The sequence below is a fragment of the Burkholderia sp. JP2-270 genome (assembly GCF_003233675.1).
GTDB lineage: Bacteria > Pseudomonadota > Gammaproteobacteria > Burkholderiales > Burkholderiaceae > Burkholderia > Burkholderia pyrrocinia_C.
Window position 1 is genome coordinate 1,973,316 of sequence record NZ_CP029824.1, and the last position, 15,219, is coordinate 1,988,534.

11 protein-coding genes are annotated in these 15,219 nt (G+C 67.3%); 8 read left to right on the plus strand and 3 right to left on the minus strand.

Annotation, left to right across the window (positions count from 1 at the left end):
• Positions 1-102: 102 nt before the first annotated feature.
• A complete protein-coding gene (locus DM992_RS09445) occupies positions 103-378 on the minus strand; it encodes an oxidative damage protection protein (protein WP_006478357.1) in 276 nt (91 codons plus the stop codon).
• 51 nt (positions 379-429) lie between these two features.
• A complete protein-coding gene (gene argA / locus DM992_RS09450) occupies positions 430-1,809 on the minus strand; it encodes an amino-acid N-acetyltransferase (protein WP_111016619.1) in 1,380 nt (459 codons plus the stop codon).
• 23 nt (positions 1,810-1,832) lie between these two features.
• On the opposite strand from argA, the gene hrpA reads away from it, so the two are divergent.
• The 5 genes from hrpA (at position 1,833) to DM992_RS09475 (ending at position 9,921) form a co-directional block, all read left to right on the plus strand.
• Complete coding sequence (hrpA, locus tag DM992_RS09455) at positions 1,833-6,035, plus strand: ATP-dependent RNA helicase HrpA (protein ID WP_111016620.1); 4,203 nt, start codon at positions 1,833-1,835, stop codon at positions 6,033-6,035.
• Positions 6,036-6,189: 154 nt separating this feature from the next.
• Positions 6,190-7,179 (plus strand): beta-propeller fold lactonase family protein, encoded by a 990-nt coding sequence (locus DM992_RS09460; RefSeq protein ID WP_111016621.1) that lies wholly within the window; start codon positions 6,190-6,192, stop codon positions 7,177-7,179.
• A gap of 16 nt (positions 7,180-7,195) precedes the next feature.
• On the plus strand, positions 7,196-8,170 hold the full coding sequence (locus DM992_RS09465) for a sterol desaturase family protein (RefSeq protein ID WP_111016622.1): 975 nt from the start codon (positions 7,196-7,198) through the stop codon (positions 8,168-8,170).
• Positions 8,171-8,281: 111 nt separating this feature from the next.
• Entirely contained in the window at positions 8,282-9,109 is an 828-nt protein-coding gene (locus DM992_RS09470) for an EI24 domain-containing protein (RefSeq protein ID WP_111016623.1), read from the plus strand.
• Positions 9,106-9,921: a molybdopterin-binding protein gene (locus DM992_RS09475; protein ID WP_111016624.1), complete on the plus strand. Its 816-nt coding sequence runs from the start codon at positions 9,106-9,108 to the stop codon at positions 9,919-9,921. The genes DM992_RS09470 and DM992_RS09475 overlap by 4 nt, the downstream gene beginning before the upstream one ends.
• Positions 9,922-10,031: 110 nt before the next feature.
• Here the strand turns inward: DM992_RS09475 and DM992_RS09480 are convergent, their stop codons facing one another.
• Entirely contained in the window at positions 10,032-10,496 is a 465-nt protein-coding gene (locus tag DM992_RS09480; RefSeq protein ID WP_111016625.1) for a rhodanese-like domain-containing protein, read from the minus strand.
• 405 nt (positions 10,497-10,901) lie between these two features.
• Here DM992_RS09480 and glnA point away from each other — a divergent pair, with 405 nt between their 5' ends.
• The 3 genes from glnA to ntrC all read left to right on the plus strand — a co-directional run bounded on the left by glnA (position 10,902) and on the right by ntrC (position 15,183).
• Entirely contained in the window at positions 10,902-12,317 is a 1,416-nt protein-coding gene (gene glnA, locus DM992_RS09485) for a type I glutamate--ammonia ligase (protein ID WP_006755024.1), read from the plus strand.
• A gap of 162 nt (positions 12,318-12,479) precedes the next feature.
• Positions 12,480-13,622: a nitrogen regulation protein NR(II) gene (gene glnL, locus DM992_RS09490; protein ID WP_034183539.1), complete on the plus strand. Its 1,143-nt coding sequence runs from the start codon at positions 12,480-12,482 to the stop codon at positions 13,620-13,622.
• A 46-nt stretch (positions 13,623-13,668) separates the two neighbouring features.
• Positions 13,669-15,183, plus strand: coding sequence for a nitrogen regulation protein NR(I) (gene ntrC, locus DM992_RS09495; protein ID WP_111016626.1), 1,515 nt, complete (start codon positions 13,669-13,671; stop codon positions 15,181-15,183).
• Positions 15,184-15,219 lie beyond the last annotated feature (36 nt).

Sequence of the window (15,219 nt, forward strand, 5' to 3'; positions counted from 1 at the left end):
CGATCGCGCGACCCAAAATGAAAAACGGCACCGTGCGATACACGGTGCCGTTTTTCTCTGGATCACGCAGCCGGCAGGCTGCGGATTCCGCGCATCACGTCATCAGCCTTCCGTCGGCGGCACGTAGCCGGACGCCTGGTCCGCGCCGTCGCCGAAGAAGTACTTCTCGGTCTGCTTCATCAGGTACTGGCGTGCCCGCGGGTCGGCCATGTTCAGGCGGTTTTCGTTGATCAGCATCGTCTGCTGCTTGAGCCAGCCCTGCCAGGCTTCCTTCGAGACGCTTTCATAGATGCGCTTGCCGAGTTCGCCCGGCAGCGGCGGGAAATCGAGACCTTCGGCTTCCTTGCCGAGCTTCGCGCATTGAATCATACGGGCCATCGTGTACTTCTCCTGTAATCGGACTGGGGGAGGGCGGGCGTCTTGCGCCGCTCAGAGCTGTTTCATCAGCACGAGCGACTTGCGCTGCCAGTTATAGAGCTTGCGGCGGTCTTCCGGCAGGTCGTCGACGCTGACCTTGACGAAGCCGCGCTTGAGGAACCAGTGCTCGGTGCGCGTCGTGAGTACGAAGATGTGCGTGAGGCCGCGCGCGCGTGCGCGCTGCTCGATGCGCTTGAGCAGGCGCTCGCCGTCGCCCGAGCCCTGCGCTTCCGGCGCGACCGTCAGGCACGCCATCTCGCCGATCTTCTCCTGCTGGTACGGATACAGCGCCGCGCAGCCGAACAGCACGCCATCGTGCTCGATCACCGAGAAGTGGTCGATGTCGCGTTCGATCTGATGGCGGCCGCGCCGCACCAGCGTGCCGTCCGACTCGAGCGGCTCGATCAGCGACAGGATGCCGCCGACGTCGTCCGGTGTCGCTTCGCGCAGGCTTTCGAGGTTCTCGTACGAGATCATCGTGCCGACGCCGTCATGCAGGAACAGTTCGAGCAGCATGCTGCCGTCGAGCGATTGCGGGATCAGGTGCGCACGCGTCACGCCGCCGCGGCACGCGCGGATCGAGTGCTTCAGGAAGAACGCGTCGTCGCCCTGGATGTTGCCGGAATCGAGCAGCTCGGCCGCCGCGTCGAGCGACATTTCGCGGATCAGCCCGCCTTCGTCGTCGACGATGCCGGGGCCGTCGGTCAGGAACACGATCTTGTCGGCGCGCAGCGCGATCGCGGCGGCCGACGCGACGTCTTCCATCGACAGGTTGAACGCCTCGCCGGTCGGCGAGAAACCGAGCGGCGACAGCAGCACGAGCTTGCGGCTCGCGAGCGAATGGCGGATCGATTCGGCGTCGATCTTGCGCACGATGCCCGTATGCGCGAAATCGACCCCGTCGAGAATCCCCACCGGCCGCGCGGTCACGAAGTTGCCCGACACGACGCTGATGTGCGCGTGCGCCATCGGCGAGTTCGGCAGACCCTGGCTGATCGCGGCCTCGATGTCGAGACGCACTTCGCCGGCCGCTTCCTTCGCTGATTCGAGCGCGCGCGCATCGGTGATGCGCAGGCCGTGCGAAAACTCGGATTCGACACCGTGCAGGCTCAGCTGCTCCTCGACCTGCGGGCGCGAGCCGTGCACGAGCACGATCTGGATGCCCATCGCCTGCAGCAGCGCGATGTCGGACACGAGCGCGTTCAGCAGCCCCTGCTGCACCACCTCGCCGCCGAACCCCACGACGAACGTGCTGTTGCGGAACTTGTGGATATAGGGCGCGACGGAGCGCATCCAGTCGACGAACTGCGCGTGGCTGGCGGCCGAATCGTCGGCGGCCGGCGTCGTTGCGGTGCCGGTCTGGGCGGGAGGGAGGTCGGTTTGGGAATTCATGGGCGGGATTATAATGCGCCCCCATGTCGAATGTACCTAAAAGTCCCGCGCCGACGCGGGCCAAAGCGCCGTCGGCCCGGCACCCGGATGGTGCGGCCGATGCGCGCGAGCAGCAGGGCCGGCCGCCGCGCCAGCAGCAGGAAAAGCAGGCGGGCCAGCCGTCGCGCGGGCCGCGCGGCGACGAACGCCGCGGCGATGCGCGCCAGCCGGCCGGGACGGCGGATGCGCCCCGCGCAGCGGATGCACGCCCCCCGCGCCGCGAGCGTCCGCCGCGCGCCGCCGTCGCGCCGAATCCCGTCCCGCCGATCACCTACCCCGAAAGCCTGCCCGTGTCGGGCAAGCGCGACGAGATCGCGCGCGCGATCGCCGGTCATCAGGTCGTCATCGTCTGCGGCGAAACCGGCTCGGGCAAGACCACGCAGTTGCCGAAGATCTGTCTCGATCTCGGCCGCGGCCTCGGTGCCGGCGGCACGGGCCTGATCGGCCACACGCAGCCGCGCCGGCTCGCCGCGTCGTCGACCGGCCGCCGGATCGCCGAGGAGCTCGGCACGCCGTTCGGCGAGGTGGTCGGCTACAAGGTGCGCTTTACCGACAACCTCGCGCCGGGCGCTTCCGTGAAGCTGATGACGGACGGCATCCTGCTCGCGGAGACGCAGACCGACCCGCTGCTGAAGGCGTACGACACGCTGATCATCGACGAGGCGCACGAGCGCAGCCTGAACATCGACTTCCTGCTCGGCTACCTGAAGGAAATCCTGCCGAGGCGGCCGGACCTGAAGCTGATCGTCACGTCCGCGACGATCGACGCCGATCGCTTCGCGCGCCATTTCGGCACCGACGAGCGCCCGGCGCCCGTGATCGAGGTGAGCGGGCGGCTGTATCCGGTCGAGATGCGCTACCGCCCGGTGGCCGAGGATCGCCCGGCCGTGAAGAATGCCGAAGGCACGGCCGGCCGCGATCGCGTGAAGACCGCGCGCGAGGCCGAGCGCGACCTGATGGACGCGATCGTCGACGCGGTCGACGAGCTGTGCCGCGAAGGTCCGGGCGACGTGCTGGTGTTCCTGCCCGGCGAGCGCGAGATCCGCGAGGCGGCAGAGGCGCTGCGCAAGCACCATCCGCCGCACACCGAGATCCTGCCGCTGTTCGCGCGGCTCTCGGCGGCCGACCAGGACAAGGTGTTCAAGGCGTCGAACGCGCGCCGCATCGTGCTCGCGACCAACGTCGCCGAAACGTCGCTGACGGTGCCGGGCATCCGCTACGTCGTCGACACCGGTCTCGCGCGCGTGAAGCGCTATTCGTACCGGAACAAGGTCGAGCAGCTGCAGGTCGAGTCGATCTCGCAGGCCGCCGCAAACCAGCGCGCGGGCCGCTGCGGCCGCGTGGCCGACGGCATCTGCATCCGCTTGTACGAGGAAAGCGACTACCAGGCGCGCGCGCGCTTCACCGATCCGGAAATCCTGCGCTCGTCGCTCGCGTCGGTGATCCTGCGGATGAAGTCGCTGCACCTGACGGCGATCGAATCGTTCCCGTTCCTCGAGCCGCCGCCCGGCCGCGCGATCGCGGACGGCTACCAGTTGCTGAACGAGCTCGGCGCGGTCGACGACGACAACGCGCTGACGCCGCTCGGCCGCGAACTCGCGCGGCTGCCGCTCGACCCGCGCGTCGGCCGGATGATTCTCGCCGCGCGCGACCAGCAGTCGCTGCGCGAGGTGCTGATCATCGCGAGCGCGCTGTCCGTGCAGGACCCGCGCGATCGGCCGATCGAAGCGCAGGAGCAGGCTGACCAGGCGCACCGCCGGTTCGCCGACGAGCGTTCCGAATTCCTGCAGTGGCTGAAGATCTGGGCGTGGTTCGAGGAAGCCGTCGCGCACAAGAAGTCGAATCGCCAGCTGGTCGACGCGTGCCGGCAGAACTTTCTGTCGCACCTGCGGCTGCGCGAGTGGCGCGACGTCCATTCGCAGTTGCTGACCGTCGTGCGCGAGCACGGCTGGCGGCTCAACGAAGTCGAGGCGACCTACGAACAGGTTCATCTGGCCCTGTTGACGGGCCTGCTCGGCAACCTCGGCCTGAAGGCCGACGACGATCCGCACTATCTCGGCGCGCGCGGGATCAAGTTCTACCTGTGGCCGGGCTCCGTGCTCGCGAAGAAGGCCGGCCGCTGGGTGATGGCGGCCGAGCTCGTCGAGACGAGCCGGCTGTACGCGCGCTGCCTCGCGAAGATCGAGCCCGAATGGGTCGAGAAGATCGGCGCGCACCTGCTGAAGAAATCGCTGTCGGAGCCGCACTGGGAAAAGCGCCCGGCGCAGGTCAGCGCGTACGAGCGCGCGACGCTGTACGGGCTGCCGATCTACCACCGCCGGCGCGTCGCGTTCGGCAAACAGGATCCGGCGCGCGCGCGCGAGCTGTTCATCCGCGGCGCGCTGGTCGAAGGCGAGTTCGACACGAAGCTCGCGTTCTTCGCGCACAACCGCAAGCTGCTCGCCGACATCGAGCAGCTCGAGCACAAGTCGCGCCGGCAGGACGTGCTGGTCGACGACGAGCTGATCTACGCGTTCTACGACCAGACGATTCCGGAAGGGATCCACACGGGCGTCGCGTTCGAGCGCTGGTATCGCGACGAGGTGAAGCAGGGCGGCCAGCCCGAGGACAAGCTGCGGCTGCTGTACCTGTCGCGCGACGACCTGATGCGCCACGAGGCGGCCGGCGTGACGACGGAGCTGTTCCCGAAGCGCGCGACGATGGCCGGCGTCGAGATGGCGCTCACGTACCACTTCGAGCCCGGCACGCCGCGCGACGGCGTGACGCTCGCGGTGCCGCTGTACGCGCTGAACCAGGTCGATGCGCGCCGCTGCGAGTGGCTCGTGCCGGGGATGCTGAAGGAAAAGGTGCAGCTGCTGCTGAAGTCGCTGCCGCAGAAGCTGCGCCGCCACTGCGTGCCGCTGCCCGAGTACGCGGCCGGCTTCGTCGAGCGGATGGGCCGCGAGCGCTTCGGCGCGGGCGGGCTCGTCGAGGCGCTGATCGCCGACGTGCGCGGCGAGACGCAGGTCGCGATGAAGACGGCCGACTTCAAGCTCGAGACGCTGCCCGCGCACCTGTTCATGAACTTCAAGGTGATCGACGAGCACGGCCGCCAGCTCGCGATGGGGCGCAATCTCGCGCAGCTTCGCCAGGAGCTGGGCGCGCAGGCGCAGCAGCAGTTCCAGAAGATCGCCGCGGCGTCGACGATCTCGACCGGCGGCGAGGCCGATGCCGGTCCGGCAGCCGGCCAGGCCGCGGCGCCAGCCGCCGCGGCCGGTGCCGCCGGCCGCGGTGCGAAGGCCGGCAAGGGCGCAGCGCCGCAGACGGCGGCACCGGCGGAAGCCGGCGCGACGGCGCTGTACGAGAACCTGACGACGTGGAATTTCGGCAAGCTCCCCGAGCTGCTGGAGATCCGCCGGCGCGGCCAGACGCTGTACGGCTACCCGGCGCTCGTCGACCGCGGCACGCATTGCGACGTCGAGGTGTTCGACTCGCCGGAGGAGGCCGCGCGCGTCCACCGGGCCGGCTTGCGGCGGCTGTTCGCGCTGCAGCTCAAGGAGCCGATCAAGTTCCTGGAAAAGAACCTGCCGGGCCTGCGCGAGATGGCGATGCAGTACATGTCGCTCGGCACGCAGGACGAGTTGCGCGACCAGCTGATCGACACGGCGCTCGACCGCGCATGCCTGCAGGACCCGCTGCCCGACGACGACGCGAGCTTCCACGCGCGGCGCGACGAGGGCCGCAGCCGCCTGAACCTGCTCGCTCAGGAAATCGCGCGGCTGGTCGGGCAGATCCTCGCCGAATATGCGGGGCTCGTGAAGAAACTCGCGCAGGCGAAGCCGTTCGCGCAGGCCCATGCGGATCTGCAGCAGCAGCTCGCCGCGCTGGTCGGCAAGCGCTTCGTGATCGACACGCCTTACGTGCAGCTTGCGCACTTCCCGCGCTACCTGAAGGGCATCGCGCTGAGGATCGACAAGCTGAAGGCCGATCCGGCACGCGACGCGAAGCAGTCCGCCGACCTGCTGCCGCTCGCCCAGCAATACCAGCGCGCGGTGTCGCAGCGCGGCGGCGTCGCCGATCCGCGGCTCGCGGAATTCCGCTGGCTGCTCGAGGAACTGCGAATTTCGCTGTTCGCGCAGGAACTGCGCACGCCGATGCCGGTCTCTGTCAAGCGTCTGCACAAGGTCTGGGAGTCGATGCAGCGTTAGCGCAACATCGGTTTCCCGGGCCCGTACGGCGCATGCCGCGCCGGCCTGTCCGGTTGCCGCGGCATGCGTCGAAGTGGCGCAACGCCGATTTCGGTCAACCGGCGAGGCCGGTTGAGCGTTTTACAATGACGGTTGTTCCACGACGTGAGTCTTCATGCGCACTTTCCTTTCCCTCGGCCGCACGCTCGCGCTGGCCGCCGCCGTGCTGGCGCCCGCCGCCCACGCGAATAACGTGATCATCCTCAATTCGGCCGAAGCGACGCTTTCCCTGATCGATCAGCAGACCCGCCAGGTCGTCGGCACGATGCCGACCGGCAAGGAGCCGCACCATCTGATGGCGGTGCCGGACAATTCGTCGCTGATCGTCGCGAATTCGGTCTCGAACAGCCTGATGTTCGTCGATCCGAAGACGGGCAAGCTGCAACGCACGGTCGAAGGCATTGAGGATCCGTACCAGCTCGGCTTCTCGCCCGATCACAAGTGGTTCGTGTCGACCGGGCTGCGCCTCGATCGCCTCGACATCTACAGCTACGACGGCCGTGACGTGAAGATCGCGAAGCGCCTGCCGCTCGCGGTGATGCCGAGCCACCTCGCGTTTACGAAGGACAGCAAGACGGTGCTCGTGTCGCTGCAGGTGTCCGGCGAGATCGCGGCGGTCGACCTTGCTACCCAGACGGTCAAGTGGAAGATGCCGGTCGGCAAGGTGCCGGCGGGCCTGTGGCTCACGCCGGACGACAAGTACCTGCTCGTCGGGATGACGGGCGCCGATTACGTGGCGGTCGTCGACTGGCGCAACCAGAAGGTTGTGAAGACGATCCAGACCGGCAAGGGCGCGCACAACTTCCGCTCGCTCGCCGACGGCACGCACGTCGCGGTGACGAACCGGGTCGCGAACACGATCAGCATCATCGACGAGAACACGCTCACCAACGTCGGCGACATCACCGGCCTGCTGCCGGGCCCCGACGACATGGAGCTGTCCGCCGACAAGAAGACGCTGTGGGTGACGTTCCGCTTTGCGAAGAAGGTCGGGATCATCGACCTGGCGTCGCGCAAGCTGGTGCAGACGATCTCCGTCGGCCGCTCGCCGCACGGCATCTACTTCTACGACCGCGCGCCGTGGAAGGCGGCGAACGGCGCGTAACGGGCGGGGGCGAACGATGCTGCACCTGATCGATGCGTTCGTGTCGGACATCCAGACCTGGCTGTACGTCGACGTCGTGCAGCCGCTCCTCTTCAAGTTCAACCTGATGGACTATGACGAGGACACCTACGACGCGCTGTACTGGGTGATCATCGGCGCGCTGCAGATGGTGCTGATGTTCGCGCTGCTGCGCCCGCTCGAGGCGCTGCTGCCGGTCGAGCGCTGGAAGAACCGCCGCGCGGTGCGGGTCGACGTGATCTATACGGCGATCTCGAAGCTCGGCATCTACACGCTGTTCTTCTTCTTCGCGCTGCAGCCGGTATTCGACAACTTCCAGGCATGGCTGCGCCTGCACGGCGTCGCGAACTTCAACCTCGACTATCTGTGGCCGGGCGTGACCTCGCAGCCGATCGTCGCGTTCGCGATCTATCTCGTCGTGCTCGACTTCGCCGGCTACTGGTATCACCGCTGGCAGCACAAGTTCGGCATCTGGTGGGAGCTGCACGCCGTGCACCACAGCCAGCGGCAGATGTCGCTGTGGTGCGACGACCGCAACCACCTGCTCGACGACGTGATCCAGTCGTGCTTTTTCGCGGCGATCGCGCTCGTGATCGGCGTGACGCCGTCGCAGTTCGTCGTGCTGACCGCGTTCACGAACTTCATGCAGAGCATCCAGCATACGAACGCGCGGCTGTCGTTCGGCTGGCTCGGCGAGCGCCTGCTCGTGAGCCCGATCTTCCATCGGCGCCACCACGCGGTCGGCTACGGCCACGAAGGCACCAAGTACGGCTGCAACTTCGGCGTGCTGTTTCCGTGGTGGGACATGATGTTCGGCACCGCGTCGTGGAACCGCACGGTCGAACCGACCGGCATCCGCGAACAGGTCGACGGCGTGTCCTACGGCGACGGCTTCTGGGCGCAGCACGGCCTCGCGTTCGTGCGGATCTTCCGGCGCCTGTTTCCCGCGAAGCGCGGCGCGGCGTCGGCCTGATCCGGCCACACTCCCGTTGAGCGGCTCTCCCACGCGGCCCGCATGCGCTTTGGCGCATGCGGGCCGCGTGGTTTATCCTTTCCCCGTTTTTCTCCGTCGATACAGGCTCGCATGAACGATTTGCTGCGTTCCTTCGTCCGGGCATTGGCGAGCGCCTTGCACCCGCGCATGCTCTGGCTCACCCTGATGCCGTTCCTCGTCTCGGCCGTCCTGTGGGGCGTCCTGCTGTGGTTCTCGTGGCAGACGCTGCTGGACCTCGCGCGCGGCGCGCTCGACGGCTTCGTGCTGACGTCCGCGCTGTATCGCGCGTTCGACGCGATCGGCATGTCGCAGCTGCATGCGGTCGTCGCGCCGTTCGTGGTCGTGTCGCTCGCGATTCCGCTGATCGTGCTGACCGTGCTGCTGCTGATCGCGACGATTTCGATGCCGGTCGTGATCAAGCACCTGTCGAACCGGCAGTTCGCGGCGCTCGAGCCGAAGCGGGGCGGCACTTTCTTCGGCAGCGTGTTCAATTCGCTGTGGGCGGCGCTGGCCGGCGTCGTCGTGCTCGTCGTCACGATCCCGCTGTGGCTGATCCCGCCGTTCTTCGCGCTGCTGCCGCCGGTGATCTGGGGCTGGCTCACGTACCGCGTGATGACCTACGACGCGCTCGCGCTGCATGCAAGCCGCGACGAGCGCCGCGCGCTCGTGCGGCAGCATCGCTGGCCGCTGATCGGCATCGGCGTCGCGACCGGGCTGCTCGGCACCGTGCCCACCTTCGTGTGGGTATCGTCGGTCTGGATGATGGTGCTGTTCCCGTTCGTCGCGGCGGCCATGATCTGGGTTTACGCTTTCATCCTCGTCTTCTCGGCGCTGTGGTTCGGGCACTATTGCCTGCGCGCGCTGGAGGACCTGCGCGCGAGCTCGCGCGCCACCGCAATCGACATGGGGCAGGTATGAGCATCGGCATCATCATCATCGGCGACGAAATCCTTTCGGGCCGTCGGCAGGACAAGCATCTGGCGAAGGTCATCGAGCTGCTCGGCGCGCGCGGCCTCGCGCTCGACTGGGCCGAATACGTCGGCGACGATCAGGCGCGCATCACGGCGACGCTCGCGCGCGCGATCGCGTCGGGCGACATCGTGTTCTCGACGGGCGGGATCGGCGCGACGCCGGACGACCACACGCGCCAGTGCGCGGCCGCCGCGCTCGGCGTGCCGCTCGAACTGCATCCGGAAGCGAAGGTGCTGATCTCGGAGCGGATCCGGGAAACGCACGGCGATCCGGCCACGCCGGTCGACTTCGACTCGCCGGAGAACCAGCACCGCTTCAACATGGGCGTGTTTCCGGTGGGCGCGACGATCATCCCGAACGGCTATAACCGGATTCCCGGCTTCTCGGTCGGCGATCTGCATTTCGTGCCGGGCTTCCCGGTGATGGCCTGGCCGATGATCGAATGGGTGCTCGATACGAAATACGCGCACCTGCATCATGCGACGCCGCACGCGGAGCGCTCGCTGTACGTGTTCGAACTGCCGGAATCGACGCTCACGCCGCTGATGGAGCGCATCGAGCGCGACTTCCCGGGCGTGCGCGTGTTCAGCCTGCCGAGCGTCGGCGATACGGAGCGCGGCGGCATCTACGCGCGCCGTCACATCGACCTCGGCGTGAAAGGGGAGCCGGAAGCGGTCGCGGCCGCGTTCGTGAAGCTGCGCGAAGGCGTGCACCTGCTCGGCGGCGACGTCGTCGAGCCCGACACGCCGCGCGCCTGACCGGGAGCGGGCGTACAAAAGGCGACGGGCCGCGCAACGCGGCCCGTCATCGGCATGTCATCGCCCGGCTCGACGATGAGGCTGTCGCAACCGGTCGGGAGCGCGTGCTGTCAGGCGCCGATCCACGGCAGCTTGCGGAAGCACCAGCCGTCGACCGTCTTGCGGTGGCCTTCGGCGTCCTTTGCACCCTCGAAGCCTTCGAGCAGGTCGAACGCCTTCGTGAAGCCGGCCTGCGACGACGCGACCGCGGCGAGCTTCGAGCGCGCGGCGCTGCGGCACAGGAACAGCACTGGCGTATCGGGCGCGATGGCCGCCTTCAGTTCGTTGACGAATTCCGTGTTCGGCACGCCGCCGGGGTAGCGTGTCCATTCGAGGTGCAGGTACTGGCCGTCGCCGACGAGCGGACGGCCGATCCAGTCGAGCTCGGCACGGGTGCGCACGTCGACGAGGCGCGCCGACGGGTCGAGCTGCAGCAGTTCGAACGCCTCGACCGGCAGCAGCGCGCCGGCGTAGTTGAGCGCGCCTTGTGCGCGGCGTTCGTCGGCCTTCGCGTAAAGCTGGTCGAGCGTACTCATGGTGGGAGTCTCCTGATCGGTCAAACGAACATTCTAGCGCGGCGCCGCGGCCCGGACGTCCGCATGCGGTACGGTGGACGCATCGCACACGCGCTCACCAAAAGAGTGCAGAATGGCTTGCGTGCACCATGATGATTCAGTCGGCGCGGCGCATCGCGGAGATTGCACCATTGCGGTGCTTTCGGTTGATGGCCGGTGCGGCGCCAGGCCCCGGAATCGCGCAGCGCAGCCCCGTCGCGGCGAGCGCCGGCGCGATTCGTGCCGGTCTTGCTCATGGGTGGCACGGAAGCTGCTTAATAGAATTCGGTCGAATCGGGGCGCGCTGCGCCAAAGCAAGACCCCGATCAGCTCGATAAACGAGGCGGTTCCCAGTCCGCCGGAATTGTTCAATCAGGAGAAGAGGTTATGAGTAAAACCGTCGCCGACGTCATGCAGCTCGTGAAGGACGAGGACGTCAAGTTTGTCGATTTCCGCTTCACGGATACGCGCGGCAAGGAACAGCACGTGTCGGTGCCGGTTTCGGCGTTTGACGAAGACAAGTTCGAAAGCGGGCATGCATTCGACGGTTCGTCGATCGCGGGCTGGAAGGGCATCGAGGCGTCGGACATGCTGCTCATGCCGGACCCGAGCGCCGCATTCATCGACCCGTTCTATGAAGAGTCGACCCTCGTGCTGACCTGCGACGTGGTCGAGCCGGCCGACGGCAAGGGCTACGAGCGCGATCCGCGTTCGCTCGCGAAGCGCGGCGAAGCGTACCTGAAGAGCACGGGCATCGGCGACACGGCCTACTTCGGTCCGGAACCGGAATTCTTCATTTTCGACTCGGTCCAGTGGAACACGGACATGTCGGGCTGCTTCGTGAAGATCAACTCGGAAGAAGCACCGTGGTCGTCGGGCAAGGAATTCGAAGGCGGCAACACGGGCCACCGTCCGGGCACGAAGGGCGGCTACTTCCCGGTCGCACCGGTGGACACGTTCCAGGACATGCGTTCGGAAATGTGCCTGCTGCTCGAACAGCTCGGCATCCCGGTCGAAGTGCACCACCACGAAGTGGCGGGCCAGGGCCAGAACGAAATCGGCACCAAGTTCTCGACGCTCGTGCAGCGTGCGGACTGGACGCAATGGTCGAAGTACATCATCCATAACGTCGCGCACTCGTACGGCAAGACGGCGACGTTCATGCCGAAGCCGGTCGTCGGCGACAACGGTTCGGGCATGCACGTTCACCAGTCGATCTGGAAGGACGGCCAGAACCTGTTCGCGGGCAACGGCTACGCCGGCCTGTCGGAACTGGCGCTGTTCTACATCGGCGGCATCATCAAGCACGCCCGTGCGCTGAACGCGATCACGAACCCGACGACGAACTCGTACAAGCGTCTGGTCCCGCACTTCGAAGCACCGGTCAAGCTGGCCTACTCGGCACGCAACCGTTCGGCATCGATCCGCATTCCGCACGTGTCGAACCCGAAGGGCCGCCGCATCGAAACGCGCTTCCCGGATCCGATGGCGAACCCGTACCTGTGCTTCACGGCGCTGATGATGGCCGGCCTCGACGGGATCCAGAACAAGATCCATCCGGGCGAAGCTGCGGACAAGAACCTGTACGACCTGCCGCCGGAAGAGGATGCAAAGATCCCGACCGTCTGCGCGGGCCTCGACCAGGCACTCGAAGCGCTCGACAAGGATCGCGAGTTCCTGACGCGCGGCGGCGTGTTCACGGACGGCATGATCGATGCGTACCTCGCGCTGAAGGAGCAGGAGCTGGCGAAGTTCCGCATGACGACGCACCCGATCGAGTTCGAGATGTACTACTCGCTGTAATCGGCGATGGCGCTTCGATTCAGCGCCGTTTTGCCGGTTCCGTTCCCGTCGCGCAGCCTGCGGCGGGAACCGCGGAGTCTGAAAGGGGACGGCGTCCAGCCGTCCCTTTTTTGTTCCGACGATTTTCATTTTCTGGCCCGTTGAGGCGCGACAAGCACGCAGATGGTTCTGAAGAATCTGATCAAGGCGAAGACGGGGCAGCCCGAGCGGCTGACGGACGACGAGCGGCTTGCGCGTTCGGGCCTGCTTGCGGGGCTGGAAGCGTTGCCGACGGTCGTGATCGTGCTCGACCGCAAGACGCTGCGGATCGCGTTCGCGAACCCGTCGGCGGAGGCGATGCTCGACATCTCGCGCAGGCAGCTCGCGCAGCGGCCGTGGGGCGAGATTTTTCCGAACGCGAACGAGCTCGCGTCGACGATCACCGCGATCGGCGAGGAGCGCTTTCACGCGACGCACCTCGATACCGTGCTCGACCGGCCCGGCCGCGAACCGCTGCATGTGCACGCGATCGTCGGTTTCCTCGAGACCGCGCCCGATTTCGTGCTCGTCGAGCTGTTCGAGAACGAGCGGCAGTCGCGCACCGATCGCGAGGAGCGCATTCACGACCTGACCGCGGTCAACAAGCAGTTGATCCGCAACCTCGCGCACGAGATCAAGAACCCGCTCGGCGGAATTCGCGGCGCAGCCCAGCTGCTCGAATTCGAGCTCGGCGAGCGCGAGCGCGGCGAGCTGCGCGAATACACGCAGGTGATCATCAAGGAGTCCGACCGCCTGCAGACGCTCGTCGACCGGTTGCTGGAGCCGCACCGGCATCCGCACATCGTCGGCGACGTGAACATTCATGAAGTGTGCGAACGCGTGCGCGCGGTGATGCTCGCGGAATTCCCGCGCGGGCTCACGATCGAGCGCGACTACGACGTGAGCGTGCCGGATCTGCGCGGCGACAAGGAGCAACTGATCCAGGCGCTGCTCAACATCGTGCGCAACGCCGCGCAGGCGCTGCGCGAACGGATCGCGCAGGGCGACGCGAAGATCGAGCTGCGCACCCGCATCGCGCGCAAGATCACGATCGCGAAGCGCCTGTACAAGCTGGCACTGGACTTGCACGTGATCGACAACGGGCCCGGCATTCCGGAAGAGATCCGCGACCGGATCTTCTACCCGCTCGTGTCCGGGCGCGACGACGGCAGCGGCCTCGGCCTCACGCTCGCGCAGACGTTCGTGCAGCAGCACGACGGGATGATCGAGGTCGAGAGCCGGCCCGGACGTACCGAATTTCAGATTCTGCTGCCGCTCGACCATTGAGCGGCGGCAGCACGATTCACCGGATTCACCCATACCTGACCGACCTATGAAGCCGATCTGGATAGTAGACGACGACCAATCGATCCGCTGGGTGCTTGAAAAGGCACTCGCCCGGGACAGCTTCGCGACGAAGAGCTTCGCGAACGTGCGCGACGCGCTGGCCGCGCTCGACCACGAGACGCCGCAAGTGCTCGTGTCCGACATCCGGATGCCGGGCGGCTCGGGACTCGAGCTGCTGCAGGCGATGCACGAGCGGCTGCCGGGCCTGCCCGTCATCATCATGACGGCGTTCTCCGATCTCGACAGTGCCGTCGCGGCGTTCCAGGGCGGCGCGTTCGAATATCTCGCGAAGCCGTTCGACGTCGACAAGGCGGTCGAGCTGATTCGCCGCGCGGTCGAGGAAAGCCTGCGCGGCGGCGCGCCGCAGGACGAGCGGGTCGCTGAGGCGCCCGAGATGCTCGGCCAGGCGCCCGCGATGCAGGACATGTTCCGCGCGATCGGCCGCCTGTCGCATTCGGCCGCGACCGTGCTGATCACCGGCGAGTCGGGCACCGGCAAGGAGCTCGTCGCGCGTGCGCTGCACCGTCACAGCCCGCGCGCGAACGGGCCGTTCATCGCGCTGAACACCGCGGCGATTCCGAAGGACCTGCTCGAATCCGAGCTGTTCGGCCATGAGCGCGGCGCGTTCACGGGCGCGCAGACGACGCGGCAGGGCCGCTTCGAGCAGGCCGAGAACGGCACGCTGTTCCTCGACGAAATCGGCGACATGCCGTTCGACCTGCAGACACGCCTGCTGCGCGTGCTGTCGGACGGGCAGTTCTATCGGGTCGGCGGACACAACCCGCTGCGCGCGAACGTGCGCGTGATCGCCGCGACGCACCAGAATCTCGAATCGCGCGTGCGGCAGGGGCTGTTCCGCGAAGACCTTTACCACCGGCTCAACGTGATCCGGCTGCGCCTGCCGCCGCTGCGCGAACGCAGCGAGGACATCGCGCTGCTCACGCGCCACTTCCTGCAGAAGAGCGCGCGCGATCTCGGCGTCGAGCCGAAGCGCGTGTCCGACGATGCTCTGGCGTACCTGACGTCGCTGCCGTTTCCCGGCAACGTTCGGCAGCTCGAGAACCTCGCGAACTGGCTGACCGTGATGGCGCCCGCGCAAACGGTCGAGATCAAGGACTTGCCGCCCGACCTCGTGCCGGCCGGCGCACCGGTCGTCGCGACGGGCGACGGCGCGGATGCGCGCGGCAGCGGCGATGCGGCGCTCGCGCAACCGGCGATCGGTGCGGCACCGGTGGCGTCCGCGGCTGTCGCGGCCGCGCCGAGCAGCGGCGCGCCGGCCGGCTATCCGGTGTGGGAGCATGGCCTGCGCACCGAAGTCGCGCGGCTGTTGCGCGAGAACTCGGCCGACGTGATGGACGAGCTTGCACGCCGCTTCGAGGCGGCGGTGATCCGCGAGGCGCTCGACTTCACGCGCGGCCGCAAGGTCGAGGCCGCGGAGCGGCTCGGCATCGGCCGCAACACGATCACGCGCAAGATCCAGGAACTGCACCTGGAGCCCTGAGCACGATTCGCGGCATGCGCGGGCGTCGCGCATGCC

Excerpts from the sequence above, each read along its gene's own strand:
- glnL (WP_034183539.1), top strand. The coding sequence starts at position 12,480 with ATGGTTCTGAAGAATCTGATCAAGGCGAAGACGGGGCAGCCCGAGCGG.
- hrpA (WP_111016620.1), top strand. The coding sequence starts at position 1,833 with ATGTCGAATGTACCTAAAAGTCCCGCGCCGACGCGGGCCAAAGCGCCG.
- DM992_RS09445 (WP_006478357.1), bottom strand. The coding sequence starts at position 378 with ATGGCCCGTATGATTCAATGCGCGAAGCTCGGCAAGGAAGCCGAAGGT.
- glnA (WP_006755024.1), top strand. The coding sequence starts at position 10,902 with ATGAGTAAAACCGTCGCCGACGTCATGCAGCTCGTGAAGGACGAGGAC.
- DM992_RS09465 (WP_111016622.1), top strand. The coding sequence starts at position 7,196 with ATGCTGCACCTGATCGATGCGTTCGTGTCGGACATCCAGACCTGGCTG.
- DM992_RS09475 (WP_111016624.1), top strand. The coding sequence starts at position 9,106 with ATGAGCATCGGCATCATCATCATCGGCGACGAAATCCTTTCGGGCCGT.
- DM992_RS09460 (WP_111016621.1), top strand. The coding sequence starts at position 6,190 with ATGCGCACTTTCCTTTCCCTCGGCCGCACGCTCGCGCTGGCCGCCGCC.
- ntrC (WP_111016626.1), top strand. The coding sequence starts at position 13,669 with ATGAAGCCGATCTGGATAGTAGACGACGACCAATCGATCCGCTGGGTG.
- DM992_RS09480 (WP_111016625.1), bottom strand. The coding sequence starts at position 10,496 with ATGAGTACGCTCGACCAGCTTTACGCGAAGGCCGACGAACGCCGCGCA.
- DM992_RS09470 (WP_111016623.1), top strand. The coding sequence starts at position 8,282 with ATGAACGATTTGCTGCGTTCCTTCGTCCGGGCATTGGCGAGCGCCTTG.
- argA (WP_111016619.1), bottom strand. The coding sequence starts at position 1,809 with ATGAATTCCCAAACCGACCTCCCTCCCGCCCAGACCGGCACCGCAACG.